The organism is Erwinia sp. MYb375 (assembly GCF_037479175.1).
In the GTDB taxonomy this organism is placed as follows: Bacteria; Pseudomonadota; Gammaproteobacteria; order Enterobacterales; family Enterobacteriaceae; genus Erwinia; species Erwinia rhapontici.
On record NZ_JBBGZS010000022.1, the window covers coordinates 140730 to 158697 of the forward strand.

Below are 17968 nucleotides of genomic sequence, written 5' to 3' on the forward strand. Positions count from 1 at the left end.
CGGCGCAGGGGCCAGGCATGCCTGGCCCTGGGGTGGCACGGGATTAATTGCTGGTTTTCACCGGATGATCGGGCTTCTTGTCGTTGCCGGCGATATACGGGCTCCACGGCTGGGCGCGCACCGGTTTGTCGGTCTGCCAGACGACGTTGAACTGACCGTTATCTTCGATCTCGCCAATCATCACCGGCTTGTGCAGATGGTGGTTGGTCTGGTCCATCGTCAGGGTAAACCCATCCGGCGCGGCAAAGGTCTGTCCGGCCATCGCTGCACGCACTTTATCCACATCGGTGGTACCGGCTTTCTCTACCGCCTGCGCCCACATATGGATGCCGACATAGGTGGCTTCCATCGGGTCGTTGGTCACAACGGTATCGGCGTTCGGCAATTTGTGGGCTTTGGCATAGGCACGATAAGCCGCCACGAATTTGGCGTTGGTTGGGTTATCCACCGATTCAAAGTAGTTCCACGCCGCCAGGTTACCCACCAGCGGTTTGGTGTCGATGCCGCGCAACTCTTCTTCACCGACCGAGAAGGCTACCACCGGGACGTCGGTGGCTTTCAGCCCCTGGTTCGCCAGCTCTTTATAGAAGGGAACGTTGGAATCGCCGTTGATGGTTGAGACCACGGCCGTTTTGCCCCCGGCGGAGAATTTTTTGATATTGGACACAATGGTCTGGTAATCGCTGTAGCCAAACGGCGTGTAGACCTCTTCGATGTCGCTGTCTTTTACCCCTTTCGAGTGCAGGAAAGCGCGCAGGATCTTATTGGTGGTACGCGGATAGACATAGTCGGTGCCCAGCAGGAAGAAGCGTTTGGCGCTGCCGCCGTCTTCACTCATCAGGTATTCCACCGCCGGAATGGCCTGCTGATTCGGTGCTGCGCCCGTGTAGAAGACGTTCGGAGACATCTCCTCGCCTTCATACTGCACCGGGTAGAACAGCAGTCCGTTCAGCTCCTCGAAAACCGGCAGCACGGATTTACGCGAAACCGAGGTCCAGCAGCCAAATACCACGGCGGCTTTATCCTGAGTCAGCAGCTGACGGGCTTTTTCCGCAAACAGCGGCCAGTTGGAGGCCGGGTCAACCACCACCGGTTCCAGCTTTTTACCCAGCACGCCGCCTTTAGCATTGATCTCTTCAATGGTCATCAACGCCACGTCTTTCAGCGGTGTTTCAGAAATCGCCATCGTACCGGACAGCGAATGCATGATGCCCACTTTGATGGTATCGGCGGCCTGAGCGCTCCAGGACAATCCCATGCTGACTACGGTGGCAGAAAGCGCGAAGGCCTTGAGCAGTGAACGTCTCTTCATCAGTAAACCCCTAAATGTATTGAAAGATTAGTTGGATGAAACGGTGTGTAACCTTGCCTGCTGGAGCATATGAATGGTGATTTTCCTGACTTCGGCGCGACTGACGGCAATATGGTCTGTCAGAATGCGCTGGGCCTCCTCACTGTGCTGATGCAATACCGCACGCAGAATGCGGGCGTGTTCGTTATAGGTCGCACTGATCCGGTCTTCACGGGTGAAGTCGAGACGGCGGATAATGCGGATCTTCTCGGTTAATTCGCTGTGGATACGGGCGATTTCGCTGTTGCCTGCCGCCGCGACCAGGGCGATATGGAAGGCTTCATCGTGTAGCGAAACGGCAATACCCTCCTCCAGACGCGGCTCATCGATCCAGAAGCAGGTCAGACGCGTCAGCAGTGCCGCACAGTCATCTGCGGGCAGGCGACACAGGCGTTTGACTGCCTCGCACTCCAGCACGGTACGCAGGTCATACAGCTCTTCGAAATATTCGAAGTCGAACTGACGTACCTGCCAGCCGCTGCGAAACCACACTTCGACATACCCCTCACGCTCAAGACGGAACAGGGCCTGACGCACTGGGGTGCGGCTGACGTCCATACGTTCCGCGACTTCGCTTTCGCTGAAGCGGTCGCCCGGCATCAGACGAAAATCAAAGATGTCGTTTTTTAGCTGGTGGTAGACGCGATCGGCCAGGGCTTCCGGCCGATCTTTGCTGCGTTTGCTGTCCATGTTCATTCCAGCCACAGCAGGGCATCGCCGGGGCTGACCGGGCGGCCTGGCTGGCAACCGATACGTTTGACGCGTCCTGCCTGTGGGGCGTTGATCGCCAGCTCCATTTTCATCGCTTCGACGATAATCAGCGGCTGACCGGCTTCCACCTCGTCACCGGGCTGCACCAGTACTTTCCAGATATTGCCGTTCATATCGGCGCTGATCTGCAACGCACCGTCATCCTCTTCGGGGGGCCGCAGCGTCTCTTCGCTGGTCAGCGGTGCGCCTTCTTCTTCCTGTGCCCATAGCGCGACTTCGGCATCAAAGGCGCTGGCCTGCTTCTGGCGGAAGTTGGCGATAGAGGCGGCGTGATCGCTGAGGAACTGCGTATGTTCGGCAAAATCAAACACCGACTGCTCAATGCGGATGGTGGCGCGGCCTTCGCGGAAGTCGTCACGTAGCACGTCCAGCTCGGCTTCGCTCACCGGGTAGAAACGCACCTGGTCAAAGAAGTGCAGCAGCCAGGGCTCGTTCGCCGCGAATTGTTCATTTTTCAGGAATTTGTTCCAGATAGGCAGCGTGCGTCCCACCAGTTGGTAGCCGCCGGGGGAGTCCATGCCATAAATGCACATGTACATGCCGCCAATGCCGACGGTGCCTTCCGCCGTAAAGGTGCGTGCCGGATTGTACTTAGAACTGAGCAGGCGGTGGCGTGGGTCGATCGGCACCGCGCAGGGCGCGCCGAGATAGACATCGCCCAGACCGAGGATCAGGTAGCTGGCATCAAACAGCGTCTGGCTGACGGCTTCGCGGCTGCTCAGCCCGTTAATGCGCTGAATAAAATCGACGTTATTAGGCAACCAGGGGGCGCTGGCGCGCACGGTTTCGGAATAGCGTTCTACGGCACCGAGGGTCGCGCTGTCTTCAAAGGCCATCGGCAGGTGAACAATGCGTGATGGCACGCGCATCTGCGTGACGTCGCCAAGATTTTTCTCCAGCTGTAGCAGCAGGGTCATCAGCTGTTTCTGGCTGAGGATCTGGCTGTCGTAGCGGATTTGCAGGGAGCGCACGCCTGGTGACAGCTCCTCCACGCCCGGCTGGCCGCTCTCATGCAGGGCAGTCATCAGCAGGTGGACGCGCAGGCGCAGCGCCAGATCCAACACATTGTCGCCGTACTCCAGCAGGATGTAATTATCCCCGGCCTGACGATAAATGGCGGTGGGTGTGGTGGCCGTCGCTTTGATGGCGGCCAGTACGGTTGCCGGGCCGTGAACCGTTTCGGCCAGCGACGGTACGGCAAATGCCGGGGCTTGCAGCGCGTTCAGACGCGTCACACTGTGTGTTTGCGCCTGTTCCAGCGCGTGGGCTTCCTCAAAGCTGATCGGATGAAAACGAATGCGGTCGCCAGGCTTCACCTGGCCCACTTTCCACAGTTCGGCTTTGGCGATGGTCACCGGGCAGACGAACCCGCCGAGGCTGGGTCCGTCGCGGGTGAGGATCACCGGGAAATCACCGGTGAAGTTAACGGCACCAATGGCGTATTCGCAATCATGGACATTGGACGGGTGCAGCCCCGCTTCACCGCCGTTGGCGCGGGTCCAGCCGGGCTTTGGCCCTACCAGACGCACGCCGAGGCGGTTGGAGTTGTAATGCACCTGCCACTCGCTGGCAAAAAACTCATCGATAGACTGTTGGGTAAAGAAATCCGGGGCACCGTGCGGGCCGTATAGCACGCCGATGCGCCATTCGTCACCGTATACGGGCTGCGCGGCGACAGGTAAGGCAGCGGGTTCGCTGACCGGGGCCGGAGTGGTACAGGCGGCGAGTGCGGGCTGCGAGATCGCCAGCATATCGGCCACGCGCAGGGTGCGCCCGGCGTGACCGCCAAACTGCCCCAGAGCGAAGGTGGAACGGCTGCCGAGATATTCCGGTACATCAAAGCCGTTTCGTATGGCCAGATAGGTGCGGCAACCCTGTTGGGCGCGGCCCAGCGTCAGGATCTGCCCGGCTTTCACGGTCAGCGGTTGCCAGTACGCCACCGCTTCGCCATCCAGCGTGGCCGGGCAGGCGGCTCCGGTCAGTGCGATCAGGGCATCGCTGTGAAAACGCAGGGTGGGTCCTTGCAGGGTGAATTCCAGCCCGGCGGCTTCTTCCGCGTTGCCGACAATGCGGTTAGCGAGGCGGAAGGCATAATCATCCATCGGACCGGATGGCGGTACGCCAATATCCCAGTAGCCGAGGCGGCCCGGATAATCCTGAATGCTGCTCCAGGTGCCGGGCTGGAGAACCTCCACCACCGGATAAAGCGGGGTGAAGCGGTCGAGCAGTCGCGTCCACACCTGGCCGCTGCGGAACGCCTCAGTGGCGACAATCTGACGCAGGTAATCGAGGTTGGTGGCGATGCCGTGCAGACGGGTTTCATTTAGCGCGGTCTGCATTTTTTCCAGCGCATCCGCACGGTTTTTCCCATGAACGATCAGCTTGGCGATCATCGGATCGTAGAATGCGGAGACTTCTGTGCCGGTGCTGATCCCACTGTCGATGCGCACCCCTTCCGGGAAGCAGACTTCGGTCAGTACGCCTGGGCTGGGCTGGAAGTTTTTCAGCGGATCTTCGGCGTAAATACGCACTTCGATGGCGGCACCCTGCGGTGCCTGCGCCATACGCGCCCAGTCCGGTTGCTCTCCGGCGGCGACCCGCAGCATACATTCCACCAGATCCAGCCCGGTGACGCACTCGGTGACCGGATGCTCTACCTGTAAACGGGTATTCACTTCGAGGAAGAAGAACTCATCGCGTGCGGCGTCGTAGATATATTCCACGGTGCCCGCGCTGCGATAGTTGACCAGCTCACCGAGTTTCACCGCCGAGTCGAGCAGGGCGGTGCGGGTGGCGGCAGGGAGGTTCGGGGCCGGCGTCTCTTCCACCACTTTCTGATTGCGGCGTTGCAGTGAACAATCGCGCTCGCCGAGGGCCACGACCTTGCCCTGGCCATCGCCGAAGATTTGCACTTCTACATGGCGGGCCTGGTCGATACAGCGCTCCAGGAATACCCCGGCATCGCTGAAGAACTGCTCGCCAAGGCGGCGTACGCTCTCCCAGGCGGCGATCAGCGTTGTTTCGTCTGCACAGCGCGTCAGGCCGATCCCGCCGCCACCGGCGGTGCTTTTCAGCATCACCGGGTAGCCGATTCGGCCTGCGGCGCTTAATGCCTCTTCCAGTGAATCCAGTAAGGGTGTGCCCGGTGTCATCGGCACGCCTGCGGCAGCGGCCAGTTCACGGGCGCGGTGCTTGAGGCCAAATTCACCGATTTGGTGTGCCGTTGGACCGATAAAAACGATCCCGGCCGCTTCGCAGGCGGCGGCAAAGGGCAGGCTTTCTGAGAGGAAGCCGTAGCCTGGCCAGATGGCTTGCGCACCGCTCTCGCGGGCGGCGTTAAGGATCTTATCGATGACCAGGTAGCTGTCGCTGGCTTTATCGCCGCCGAGGGCGAGGGCGATATCAGCATCTTTGACATGCTGCGCGTTTTTGTCGGCGTCGGAGTAAACCGCCACGCTGGTGATCCCCAGTCGTTTCAGGGTGCGGATGGCGCGACAGGCGATTTCGCCCCGGTTAGCGATGAGTACGGTATTAAACATGTGAAGATACCTCGCGGGTCAGCCAGCGGCGCCAGCCGCCAAATTCGGTGATGTCGGTAGCCTGCGCCAGGGCGGCAGGTTCACAGATAAACCCTTTCACGCTGCGGCCGTCGGCCAGTTCCAGGGTGCCAATCCCCAGCGGGGCGGGGATCTCTGCCACGAACTCGCCAAAACGTGCCAGTGGGATATCCCACAGTTCGACGATGATGGCGGCGCCCGTCGCATCTCTAACCAGCCCCGGCTTGGCGGGGACGGTGTTGGCCAGCGCGTACAGGCGATAGCTGGCGGCGGTCTGCGTCTCTTCTACCAGTACGGCATCGCGGCGCGTGAGCTGGTGGTTGAGCGGCATTCCGGTCAGGTGCGCACCGACCACGGCCACACGCACGTGCAGCGATGAGGCGGGCAGGGAGGCGGGAACAGGCTGAGGTTTGCCGGTGGCGCCAAGGCTCAGGGCTTGCTGTTGCTGCCAGCGGGTGCCAAAGGTCGCCAGCGCGCGGTCATACCAGGCCGGGGCGATCAGGGTGATCCCGGCAGGCAGGCCATCGGCACGGAACGGGGCCGGAAGGGCCAGGGCGGCCAGGTCGGCGAGGTTAGTGAAGTTGGTGTAAGTGCCGAACTGCGAGTTGTAACGCACCGGTTCCTGTTTCATCTCTTCCAGCGTATGAATGGTCGGAGAGGTGGGGACGACCAGTGCATCAAACTGGCTGAGGGTTTGCTGGATCTGGCGCGTCAGTTCGGCGCGCAGATATTCCGCTTTGTAAGCGTCCACGGCGCTGTAGTGGTTGCCACTGTCGACGATGCCGTACACCACCGGGTCCATCTCTTCCGGGCGGCTCAGCATGTCACCCACGGCAACAGTACGCTCCGCGACCCAGGGGCCGTAATAGAGCTGCTCAGCCAGGTGTGAGAACGGGGTAAAGTCGATGGGCTGTAAACTGGCACCTCCCGCAATCAGGTCGGCACAGGCCGCTTCCCAGGCCGCCTGTGCGTGTGTATCGCCAAAGAACGCCGGGCTGGCAGGGATGGCAAACCGGGGGGAGGTGGGCATCGCTGCCGGGGCGAGGCCCGGATTTGCGCGGGAGTAAGCATCCAGGCTGTCGTAGCCTGCGGCACAGTGTGCGGCGAGGAAGGCATCTTCCACCGTTAGTGCAAACACAGAAATCGTGTCGTTCAGGCGACACGCAGGGACAACGCCAGTGGCAGAGAGCCAGCCTTTGGTCGGCTTCAGGCCAACGATATTGTTAAATCCTGCCGGAACGCGGCCGGAACCGGCGGTATCCGTGCCGAGGGCAAAGCAGACCAGGCCGCGAGCGGTGACGGAGGCAGAACCGGAGCTGGAGCCGCCGCTGACATATTCAGGGTTGAAGGTGTTGCAGACTGCGCCGAACGGCGAACGGGTGCCGACCAGCCCGGTGGCATACTGGTCAAGGTTGGTTTTGCCCATCACAATCGCCCCGTTGCCTTTCAGGTTGGCAACGGCAACGGCATCGCTTTCGGCCGTATAAGTAAAAGCCGGGCAGGCTGCGCTGGTGGGCCAGCCGGCGATATCAATATTGTCTTTTACCGCAAAGGGAACGCCAAACAGCGGCAGCGATGCCGGATCCTGCCGCCAGGCGGCCAGTAACGGTTCCACCTGAGCACGCAGCTGGGCGGGCGTGGCGAGATACAGCCACGCATTATCGTCGGTGGAGAGATCCGCCAGCAGGGCTTCCAGCGTGGACAGTACGTCCTGCGGATGCTGCTGATAATGGTGCTGCCAGTCCTGTAACGTAAACCCCGTGGTAAAAGCCATAAGTTGAATTCCATCTGGTATACAAGATGGAATTCAACAGAGCAAGCAGCGTGCCAGATTTTAATGTATTGGTTTTAAAGGGTTTAAATGACTGGGTGCACAGAGGGTGCACAATCAGTGAGCAGGGTTTGTACACTTGTGGGGCACGGAAGGCAGGTCTGAGGCCAGCGTGATCACGTCGGACCGGCAAAAGACGCATCCATGCGGGCCTCGGCTCGCACCATCCCTGGCGCGTGACGTCCGGCTTACCCCAAACTGGCCTCATCCCCTTAATGACGGTGGTTGCGGTGTGGGGTATTCCGTAAATATTTGTTGAGTACATGGCATGAAGGGCTGCTCCTGGTTAGCATGAAGGGGGAATATTTCGCGGTTCAGGATAAGACGAGGCAATAACGTGGGGAAAGTCATGGTGGACAAGTGGCAGTGGTGGGTAGTGGCAGCCTGTTTAACAGCGGTAACCGGCAGTGCCCGTGCAGACTCATTGGATGAACAGCGTACCCGTTATCTGCAAATCAAGCAGGCGTGGGATAATAAACAGATGGATATTGTGGGGCAGTTGATGCCTACGCTGCGTGACTATCCGCTCTATCCCTATCTGGAGTATCGCCAGCTGGCGCAGGGCCTGGATCAGGAAACCGGGCTGGCAGTGAAAGACTTTATCCAGCGTTATCCTACGCTGCCGCCGGTGCGCTCGCTCTCTTCGCGTTTTGTGAATGAGCTGGCCCGGCGTGAAGACTGGCGTGGGCTGCTGGTTTTCAGCCCTGACGCGCCGAAGCCCGTTGCAGCGCGCTGTAACTGGTACTACGCCAAATGGGCCACCGGGCAAGAGCAGGTGGCATGGGAAGGGGCGAAATCTATCTGGCTGACCGGGAGTTCCCTGCCTGGCACCTGCGATAAACTGTTCAGCGCCTGGCAAATGGCCGGACAGCAGAATCCGATTACCACGCTGGAACGTATACGTCTGGCGATGAAAGCGGGTAACACCAATCTGGTGAACTTCCTGGCGAAGCAACTCCCGCAGGATTATCAGACCATTGCTAATGCGGTGATGGATTTGCAGAACAATCCCGGCACGGTAGAAAACTTTGCACGTAATGTCGGTGCAACCGACTTTACCCGCCAGGCCACGGCAATTGCCTTTGCCAGCCTGGCGCGCACGGATGTGGAACGCGCACGCCAGCTGATACCCACGCTGGTGCAGCTGCAAAAAATGGACGATCAGCAGACGCAGGAACTGAAAGATGCGGTTGCCTGGCGTTTGATGGGCAATGATACCACCAGTGAGCAGGCACGCTGGCGCGACGATGTGGTGATGCGCAGTGATTCAACCTCGCTGGTTGAGCGCCGGGTGCGGATGGCGCTGGGCAACAACGATCGCCGTGGTATGAATACCTGGATTGCGCGTTTGCCGGTCGAAGATAAGGCAAAAGATGAGTGGCAGTACTGGCAGGCTGACCTGCTGATGGAGCAGGGACGCAAAGAAGAGGCGGAAGGCATTCTGCGTAAGCTGATGCGCGAGCGCGGCTTCTATCCAATGGTCGCCGCCCAGAAACTGGGGGTGGAGTATCCGTTGCAGGTCGATAAAGCCCCGGCGGTGGACGGCAGCCTGACCCGCGGCCCTGAAATTGCCCGTGTTCGCGAACTGATGTACTGGGGAATGGATAATCTGGCACGCAGCGAATGGAGCTATCTGGTGTCCAGCCGCACCACCTCGCAGCAGCAGATGCTGGCCAGCTACGCACGTCAGCAAAACTGGTGGGATCTCAGCGTGCAGGCAACGATTACCGGTAAACTGTGGAACAGTTTGCAGGAGCGCTTCCCACTGGCGTGGCAGCCGCAGTTTGAACGCAATATCAGCGGTAAGAGCATCCCGATAAGCTATGCGATGGCCATTGCCCGGCAGGAGAGTGCGTGGAACCCGAAAGCGCGCTCCCCGGTTGGCGCGTCCGGTCTGATGCAGGTAATGCCCGCCACGGCACAGCATACCGTGACCAAGTTCAGCATTCCGGGCTACAGCAACAGCAGCCAGCTGCTGGATGCAGAAACCAATATCCAGATTGGTACGCAGTATCTGGAGTCGGTTTACCAACAGTTCGGTCAGAACCGCATTTTTGCCTCGGCTGCGTATAACGCCGGGCCATCGCGGGTACGTACCTGGCAGGGTAACAGCGCAGGGAAACTGGATGCGGTGGCGTTTATCGAAACCATTCCCTTCTCGGAAACCCGCGGTTATGTGAAGAACGTACTGGCTTATGATGCTTACTACCGCTACTTCCTTAACCAGTCCGATAAACTGTTTGCCGACAGCGAGTGGCAGCAGCGTTATTGATTGCTTATCATCGCCGGAATACGTGAAGAGACAGCCAACACCGCTGTGGCTTCTCGTATGACGGCGATGATGATATGCTACTGTACTAGTTAAATAGTATGGCGGAATATCATGACCAACCCAACTCCTGTTCCCATCACGGCTGACCCGGCGAGCGAAGACTGGCTGCGTTTTGTCACGCTGCTGCAACGTGCCTATCAGGGCGAGCTGCACCTTCCGCTATTACAACTGATGTTGACGCCGGACGAGCGTGAGGCGTTGGGTACCCGACTGCGCATTGTTGAAGAGTTAATGCGCGGGACAATGAGCCAGCGGGAGCTGAAAAACGAGTTGGGAGCCGGGATTGCGACGATTACGCGGGGGTCAAACAGCCTGAAAAGTGCGCCTCCTGCCCTGAAAACATGGCTGGAGACACAGCTTCTCAGTGGATCAGATAAGGTCTGAGCTCTCTTCGTCGTCTTTGCGCTGATAGATGTCGTTATGAAACGGGCACAGTGCGAGGATGAGCGCCTGGTGATAAACGCTGGTACGCGTCAGTCGACCGGCAGTAAAAGCGCCAATCGCACCGCCTTTATGCTTGATATCGTTAACGCCGGTCAGGCGGGCCATCTCTTCGCCCAATTCACGTCCGGCATGGATACCTTTCATCACGATGGCAGGCAGAGTGAAGCTGGCAGAACGCGATTCGCCGCGTAGTTTGTGATTCTCCACCACCATCCAGGCGAAGGCGGTGTTGTCTTCAATACCGGCTTCAATGGCCACCCAAAAATTGGCTTCCGGTCTGACCTGGCGAGCATTCATCACGCGCTGACGTGCGCCAGTTCGCGTTTCTGTGTTTGTGATCGGTTGTGCAGCAACGCCGCTGTCGACCTCGACACCCTCAATATGGCAGGATCCTTCCCCGAAGATATCGCTGAACGCTTGAGAAATTGCCTTAATTTTGGCTGGATTGATGGTAGCAGCGACAACATGGTACATAATTGTTTGAACCCTCTACGCAAATTTGTCGCAGTATAACGGAAAATCGCATGTTACAGGTCTATCTTGTTCGCCACGGAGAAACGCTATGGAATGCGGCACGTCGCATTCAGGGGCAGTCAGACAGCGCGCTGACTGAGAAAGGAGAGCAGCAGGCTCATCAGGTAGGAGATCGCGTCAAAAAGCTGGGCATTACCCATGTCATTGCCAGCGATCTGGGCCGTACCCGCCGTACCGCCGAGATCATTGCCGATGCCTGTGGCTGTTCGGTCGTGCTGGACTCTCGTTTGCGTGAACTGAATATGGGGGTGCTGGAAGAGCGCCTGTTGGATTCATTGAACGCAGAGGAAGAGGGCTGGCGTAAGGCACTGGTGGATGGCACGGAGAATGGCCGCATCCCGCAGGGTGAGTCGATGAGTGAAATGGCGCAGCGCATGCACCAGGCGCTGGATGCCTGTCTGGCATTGCCTGAAGGTAGCCGTCCACTGATTGTCAGCCACGGGATGGCGCTGGGGGTACTGCTCAGTACGATCCTTGGCTTACCGGCGAATGCGGAACGTCGCCTGCGCTTACGTAATTGTTCAATTTCCCGCGTGGATCACCAACAGAGCGCCTGGCTGGCTTCTGGCTGGGTGGTGGAGACCGCCGGCGATATTGCGCATCTTGAGGATACCTCCCTCGACGAACTCCAGCGCTAACGATGAAAAAGGGCCGATATGTTCGGCCCTTGCTGAATCATCGGTGATTACGACTGGCGTCGTATCGGGATCAGATATTCACAATGGATGTCGACAGGTGGCTCTGGACGTTTCTTACCGCCGTGGGTATAGAAGCGCTCAATGTCTTGACCGTGGCGACGTGTCAGATTCAGTGTTGGCATACAGGTGCCATAAATCTGTAAGACAAAGTTCTGAAGTCCGGTACGCGGCCCTTCATAGGTAAACTGCACATAATCACCCCCTTCCAGTACGACCGTCTGCGTTGAATGCAACTGACTGGAAATTGACTCAGCGGTGACCGCCGTGGTGTACAGAATCTCCTGCTCATCGTCTTTTTCCATGCTGGGGCGCGACTGGTGCAGACCATACAGCACTGGCGGAACGGTATCCGTTTCCGTCAGGAACTGGCGCCAGAAATGCATACGCATCTCATCACGGAAGCGTGAAATCTGTTCAAGTGTGCAGGTATAAGATTGAGTTTGCCCAATTAGCACGATTTCCGGCAAACTTACCCATGTCGGTTCGGGTAGTCTGACGTCATCAAGGCGAATCGGTGGGCGCAGTCCATAGGCATTCCAGTCTGATGACCGACGATACCAGGCTGGCGTCTGGGCAAATTGTTTCTTAAAGGCCCTGGTGAAAGTTTGTTGAGAGTCAAAACGATACTGCAAAGCAATATCCAGAATCGGGCGACTCGTCAAACGTAATGCTACGGCGGCTTTCGACAGACGGCGGGCACGAATATAAGCGCCAATCGCATGACTTGTGACGTCCTTGAACATTCTTTGCAGATGCCATTTTGAATAACCTGCCTTCGCCGCGACATTATCCAATGATAAAGGTTGGTCCAGGTGGCTCTCCAGCCAGACAAGCAAATCTCGAATGATACCGGCTTGGTCCATAAATCGTCCTCATGTTACTCAGAATTGGTGCAAGGTAAGCAAAGTCGACGAATAGTAGCATTAATTGCTAATTATTAGGTTCTAACTGAAAAATGTACTCATATCCGCGTTGGTTTAAACGATATCGCGTGATAAATCGTAAAGGCATGGACTGTTGCTCATGTACTTTACAATGTCATCTATTTTCTTTGAAATGGTTACGTCATGACAATTAAAAAAGTGTTAATAGTCACTTCAATAGCGCTGTGCTCCGGCACACTTCGGGCAGAACAGGTCGGTTCTGTGGATACTGTCTTTAAGATGTTCGGTCCCGATCATAAGATCGTGGTGGAAGCATTTGACGATCCGGAGGTGAAAAATGTCACCTGTTATCTGAGCCGGGCGAAAACGGGAGGAATCAAAGGGGGCTTAGGTTTGGCAGAAGATACCTCGGATGCCGCTATTTCGTGTCAGCAGGTGGGGCCGGTAGAACTCAGTGAGAAGATTAAGCAGGGTAAAGCCGAAGGTGAGGTGGTGTTTCGTAAACGGACATCGCTGGTGTTCAAGAAACTCCAGGTCGTGCGTTTCTACGACAAAAATCGTAATGCGTTAATTTATTTGAGCTATTCCGATAAGGTCGTCGATGGTTCACCGAAAAATGCGCTGAGTGCGGTGCCGATAATCCCCTGGGGCAAGCAGTAATGAGTAGGGGCGAGGCATGCCTCGCCCTCAAAACTTAATCCTGCAGATCGCCGCAGAAGCGGTAACCTTCGCCGTGGATCGTGGCGATGATTTCTGGTGTATCCGGTGTGGATTCAAAATGCTTACGGATGCGGCGAATGGTCACGTCGACGGTGCGATCATGTGGCTTCAGTTCACGTCCGGTCATTTTTTTCAGCAGATCAGCACGGGTCTGAATCTTACCTGGATTCTCACAGAAGTGCAGCATGGCGCGGAATTCGCTACGTGGCAGCTTATACTGTTCGCCCTGCGGGCTGACCAGTGAACGACTGTTGATATCCAGTTCCCAGCCGTTAAAGCGGTAAGATTCAACCAGCTTACGCTCTTCGCTGACCGCGGCCAGATTCATGGTGCGGGACAGCAGATTGCGTGCGCGAATGGTCAGCTCACGCGGATTAAATGGTTTGGTTATGTAGTCATCGGCGCCGATTTCAAGACCGAGGATCTTATCGACCTCGTTGTCACGGCCGGTGAGGAACATCAGTGCCACGTTTGCCTGCTCACGCAGTTCACGTGCCAGTAACAGGCCATTTTTACCTGGCAGGTTGATGTCCATAATGACCAGGTTGACGTCATTTTCCGTCAGTATCTGGTGCATTTCAGCGCCGTCTGTAGCTTCATAAACCATGTAGCCTTCGGCTTCAAAGATACTTTTAAGTGTATTACGAGTAACTAATTCGTCTTCAACGATAAGTATGTGCGGGGTCTGCATGTGTTCGCTACCTAAAATTGCCAACAAAATCGAAAACAGGACATACGGCTGTTGGCGCTGGCTACACCTGGTGTTCAGAGCCAGAAGCAAAACAACAGCAGTACAGAATGATGTTCTTGATACACAATCCATGTACCGTCAACAACGTGGCCAACCCTTAATGATTTTTGGGTTTTGCGCAGCCATTAGGATGTATCCTGCATGCCCCGGCAGTGCCAAAACGGCGTATATCCTAACTGTATTAACAGCAACATAACAGCACAGGCAACAACCATCACGCAATAAAACAACGCTTAGTTGACTTATATCAAACCAATTGTAGCACGTTAACACTTTTGTGAAAAACTCTTCCCAGATTGGCAGGTTAGCTCACAAATACGTCCTAAAATGCGCTATTAAATGCAGAAGATTAACAGTCGGGTTACACGCCACATTAATAAATGTTAATTAGTTGATAATATAGGGGTTATTGTGATGAAGCCTTCTTTTCGATGGTTTATCAAGAAAAAATAGGTTTATCATTCGATTACGGCGATTTAAAACACCCCGATAAAGGTGTTGATAATATGTTAAATATTGCCAGCTGTTTTTCCCACTGAGGGAAAGGCATCATCAACATTGTGAATTTCTCTCTATTGAAGGTGGTTATGCGTTTTCCTTTTATCCTTGTCTCTCCTGCACGTGGTGAAAATGTCGGTGCGGCGGCCCGTGCCATGAAAACCATGGGATTTAGCGAACTGCGAATTGTTGACAGCCAGGTGCATCTTGAGCCGGCAGCAAGACGCGTTGCACACGGGGCGGGTGACATTCTGGATAATGCCAGTCACTGGACGTCACTTGAGGCAGCGTTAGCCGATATTGATTTTAGTATTGCCACGACGGCACGTTCTCGCGCGAAATTCCGTTACTACGCTACGCCGCAGGAGGTACAGCAGGTACTGGAAGAAAAACAGCTGTGGACAGGCAGTGTGGCGATGGTCTTTGGGCGCGAAGACAGCGGCTTAACGAATGAGGAACTGGCGCAGGTCGATCTGCTGACAGGTATTCCGATGGCCGGTGATTACCCGTCGCTCAACCTGGGGCAGGCGGTGATGGTCTATTGCTATCAACTCTCGGCATTGCGCCAGGTGAGTGCGCAGACAGAACCTGCTGCGGATGTTGAACAGCTCGCGGCGCTGCGCCAGCGTGCGCAATGTCTGTTGCAGCGGCTGGACGTCGCCGGGGATGAAAAGCTGGCAGACTGGTTGCAGCAACGCATCGGTTTACTTCAGCAACGTGATACCGCCATGTTGCATCGACTGCTGCATGACATAGAAAAAAAGCTGTAGAGAAAAACGCTGGATGAAGCATGAAAACTGGTGCGATTTACTGCCATTTTTTCATAGCGTAACAGAACAGATTGGCTGCAATGACGAAAGGGGTCTGACGACATCGCTGGAAAAAAGAAGCCATTGGATAAAAAAATTGACTTGGCTGGCACTTTGCTTTAATTCTGAAAGCCGACAGATTTAACAGACAGATAAAAGATAAATCTCAATGCGTAAAAACAGCCTGATTACCACAATCATTATTACCACCACCATTACTACAGGTAACGGTGCGGGCTGACGCATACAGGAAAAATTAAAAAAAAGCCCGCACCTTAACAGTGCGGGCTTTTTTTTCGGCAAAAATTCAGGAGAGCTTGAACATGCGAGTGCTGAAATTCGGTGGAACCTCGGTAGCCAATGCGGAACGTTTTCTGCGTGTGGCTGACATTCTGGAAAGTAATGCAAAGCAGGGACAGGTTGCTACCGTATTGTCCGCGCCAGCGAAGATTACCAATCACCTGGTGGCGATGATTGAAAAAACCATCAGCGGCCAGGATGCATTGCCTAACATCAGTGACGCTGAGCGAATCTTCGCCGAGTTGTTGCAGGGGCTGGCCGAAGCACAGCCGGGCTTTGCTTTTGACAAGCTGAAAGGCGTCGTTGATCAGGAGTTCGCTCAACTGAAGCAGGTATTGCATGGTATTGCGCTGCTGGGGCAGTGCCCGGACAGCGTCAATGCCGCCATTATTTGCCGGGGTGAAAAGCTCTCTATCGCCATTATGGAAGGGCTGCTACAGGCGCGCGGCTATGGCGTCAGCGTGATCAACCCGGTGGAACAGCTGCTGGCCGTTGGCCATTATCTCGAATCCACTGTCGATATTCCTGAGTCTACCCGCCGCATTGCCGCCAGCCAGATTCCCGCAGACAACATGGTGCTGATGGCAGGCTTCACCGCCGGCAACGAACGGGGTGAGCTGGTGGTGTTGGGCCGTAATGGTTCCGACTACTCAGCGGCCGTGCTGGCTGCCTGCCTGCGCGCTGATTGTTGTGAAATCTGGACTGACGTCGATGGCGTATATACCTGCGACCCGCGCCAGGTGCCGGATGCGCGACTGCTGAAGTCGATGTCCTATCAGGAAGCGATGGAGCTTTCTTACTTCGGCGCCAAAGTGCTTCATCCGCGTACCATTGCTCCCATTGCCCAGTTCCAAATCCCCTGCCTGATTAAAAATACCGCCAACCCGCAAGCGCCCGGCACCCTCATTGGTGGCGATGGCAGCGATGAAGACAACCCGGTGAAAGGCATCACCAACCTGAATAATATGGCGATGTTTAACGTCTCCGGTCCGGGGATGAAAGGCATGGTCGGAATGGCAGCACGCGTATTTGCGGCCATGTCACGCAGCGGTATTTCTGTCGTGCTGATCACCCAGTCCTCTTCGGAATACAGCATCAGCTTCTGTGTGTCACAGAATGACCTGGCGCGTGCGCGCCGTGTGCTGGAAGATGAATTCCATCTGGAACTGAAAGACGGCTTGCTGGAGCCGCTGGACGTGATGGAGCATCTGGCCGTGATCTCCGTCGTGGGTGACGGCATGCGTACATTGCGGGGTATCTCCGCAAAATTCTTCTCTGCACTGGCGCGCGCTAACATCAATATTGTGGCGATTGCCCAGGGATCGTCCGAACGTTCGATCTCTGTGGTGGTGGATAACGATGAAGCGACCACCGGTGTGCGTGTGGTACATCAGATGCTGTTTGCCACTGACCAGGTGATCGAAGTTTTTGTCATCGGTGTTGGCGGTGTGGGAGCGGCATTGATCGAGCAGTTGCATCGTCAGCAAACCTGGCTAAAGAACAAACATATTGATCTGCGGGTATGCGGCATTGCCAACTCGCGCGCATTGCTGACCAACGTCCACGGCATCCCGCTGGGTAACTGGCAGGATCAGCTGAAAGCCGCGAAAGAGCCGTTTGATCTGGGTCGTCTGAATCGTCTGGTGAAAGAGTATCATCTGCTGAACCCGGTGATCGTTGACTGTACATCAAGCCAGCAGGTCGCCGATCAATATGCCGATTTCCTCGCGGACGGTTTCCACGTGGTGACGCCAAATAAAAAGGCCAACACCTCGTCGTACAACTACTACCAGCAGATGCGCGCAGCGGCAGCCAAATCGCGGCGTAAGTTCCTCTACGACACTAACGTCGGGGCCGGTTTACCGGTGATCGAGAACCTGCAAAACCTGCTGAACGCCGGCGATGAGTTGATTAGCTTCTCAGGTATTCTGTCCGGTTCACTGTCGTTTATATTCGGCAAACTGGATGAAGGTGTGTCACTGTCTGATGCCACCCATATGGCGCGTGAGATGGGCTTTACCGAGCCGGATCCGCGTGAAGATCTTTCCGGGCTGGACGTGGCACGTAAGCTGCTGATCCTGGCGCGTGAAGCGGGCTATCAGCTGGAGCTGAGTGATATTGACATCGAAGCCGTATTGCCGGCCGAGCTGACGGCGATTGCGGATGTGGAAACGTTTATGGCACGCCTGCCGGAACTGGATGCGGAGTTTAGCGCGCGTGTTGCCAGCGCCCGTGAGGCGGGTAAAGTATTACGCTTCGTCGGGGCCATCGAAGAGGGCGGCGTGTGCAAAGTGAAAATCGATGCGGTTGACGGTAACGATCCGCTGTATAAGGTGAAAAATGGTGAGAATGCGCTGGCGTTCTATAGCCGCTATTATCAGCCGATTCCGCTGGTGCTGCGCGGTTACGGTGCCGGTAATGATGTGACCGCGGCGGGCGTGTTTGCCGATCTGTTACGTACTCTGTCGTGGAAGTTGGGAGTTTAATC

General features: G+C 56.3%; 14 protein-coding genes and 1 other annotated feature. Of the genes, 7 read left to right on the forward strand and 7 right to left on the reverse strand.

The window, feature by feature from the left end:
- Positions 1-43 precede the first annotated feature (43 nt).
- From urtA to atzF, 4 genes are read right to left on the reverse strand one after another with little or no spacing between them, the layout of a single operon-like run.
- Positions 44-1312 (reverse strand): urea ABC transporter substrate-binding protein, encoded by a 1269-nt coding sequence (urtA, locus tag WH279_RS12665; protein WP_133842383.1) that lies wholly within the window; start codon positions 1310-1312, stop codon positions 44-46.
- Positions 1313-1339: 27 nt separating this feature from the next.
- The gene (locus WH279_RS12670; protein ID WP_445235262.1) at positions 1340-2041 is read right to left on the reverse strand and encodes a GntR family transcriptional regulator; all 702 of its coding nucleotides are present in this window, start codon (positions 2039-2041) and stop codon (positions 1340-1342) included.
- A gap of 2 nt (positions 2042-2043) precedes the next feature.
- Positions 2044-5661 carry an urea carboxylase gene (gene uca, locus WH279_RS12675; protein ID WP_339456981.1) on the reverse strand — a complete coding sequence of 1206 codons (3618 nt, stop codon included), beginning with the start codon at positions 5659-5661 and terminating at the stop codon, positions 2044-2046.
- On the reverse strand, positions 5654-7453 hold the full coding sequence (gene atzF, locus WH279_RS12680; RefSeq protein WP_339456983.1) for an allophanate hydrolase: 1800 nt from the start codon (positions 7451-7453) through the stop codon (positions 5654-5656). Before atzF ends, uca begins: the two co-directional genes overlap by 8 nt.
- 406 nt (positions 7454-7859) lie before the next feature.
- On the opposite strand from atzF, the gene sltY reads away from it, so the two are divergent.
- Together sltY and trpR are read left to right on the forward strand one after the other, a co-directional pair.
- Positions 7860-9782, forward strand: a complete 1923-nt coding sequence (sltY, locus tag WH279_RS12685; protein WP_339456985.1) for a murein transglycosylase — start codon at positions 7860-7862, stop codon at positions 9780-9782.
- Between the two features lie 111 nt (positions 9783-9893).
- Positions 9894-10226, forward strand: a complete 333-nt coding sequence (gene trpR, locus WH279_RS12690) for a trp operon repressor (RefSeq protein ID WP_200641703.1) — start codon at positions 9894-9896, stop codon at positions 10224-10226.
- Here trpR and yjjX read toward each other — a convergent pair.
- Positions 10212-10760 (reverse strand): inosine/xanthosine triphosphatase, encoded by a 549-nt coding sequence (yjjX, locus tag WH279_RS12695; protein ID WP_133842377.1) that lies wholly within the window; start codon positions 10758-10760, stop codon positions 10212-10214. The genes trpR and yjjX overlap by 15 nt on opposite strands.
- A 50-nt stretch (positions 10761-10810) precedes the next feature.
- Here yjjX and gpmB point away from each other — a divergent pair, with 50 nt between their 5' ends.
- Positions 10811-11458, forward strand: coding sequence for a 2,3-diphosphoglycerate-dependent phosphoglycerate mutase GpmB (gpmB, locus tag WH279_RS12700; RefSeq protein ID WP_339456988.1), 648 nt, complete (start codon positions 10811-10813; stop codon positions 11456-11458).
- A 47-nt stretch (positions 11459-11505) separates the two neighbouring features.
- On the opposite strand, the gene robA is transcribed toward gpmB, so the two are convergent.
- Positions 11506-12381, reverse strand: coding sequence for an MDR efflux pump AcrAB transcriptional activator RobA (robA, locus tag WH279_RS12705; protein ID WP_200641701.1), 876 nt, complete (start codon positions 12379-12381; stop codon positions 11506-11508).
- Between the two features lie 204 nt (positions 12382-12585).
- Here robA and creA point away from each other — a divergent pair, with 204 nt between their 5' ends.
- Positions 12586-13062, forward strand: coding sequence for a protein CreA (gene creA, locus WH279_RS12710; RefSeq protein WP_339456991.1), 477 nt, complete (start codon positions 12586-12588; stop codon positions 13060-13062).
- A 34-nt stretch (positions 13063-13096) separates the two neighbouring features.
- On the opposite strand, the gene arcA is transcribed toward creA, so the two are convergent.
- Positions 13097-13813 (reverse strand): two-component system response regulator ArcA, encoded by a 717-nt coding sequence (gene arcA / locus WH279_RS12715; protein ID WP_133842373.1) that lies wholly within the window; start codon positions 13811-13813, stop codon positions 13097-13099.
- A gap of 647 nt (positions 13814-14460) precedes the next feature.
- Between arcA and WH279_RS12720 the strand changes: the two genes are divergently transcribed.
- The 3 genes from WH279_RS12720 (at position 14461) to thrA (ending at position 17966) form a co-directional block, all read left to right on the forward strand.
- A complete protein-coding gene (locus tag WH279_RS12720; protein ID WP_339456993.1) occupies positions 14461-15141 on the forward strand; it encodes a tRNA/rRNA methyltransferase in 681 nt (226 codons plus the stop codon).
- A 208-nt stretch (positions 15142-15349) separates the two neighbouring features.
- Positions 15350-15421: a thr operon leader peptide gene (gene thrL / locus WH279_RS12725; protein ID WP_105594825.1), complete on the forward strand. Its 72-nt coding sequence runs from the start codon at positions 15350-15352 to the stop codon at positions 15419-15421.
- Positions 15357-15478 (forward strand) — a sequence feature (Thr leader region). It overlaps the preceding gene by 65 nt.
- A 25-nt stretch (positions 15479-15503) precedes the next feature.
- A complete protein-coding gene (gene thrA, locus WH279_RS12730) occupies positions 15504-17966 on the forward strand; it encodes a bifunctional aspartate kinase/homoserine dehydrogenase I (RefSeq protein WP_339456995.1) in 2463 nt (820 codons plus the stop codon).
- Positions 17967-17968: the final 2 nt, after the last annotated feature.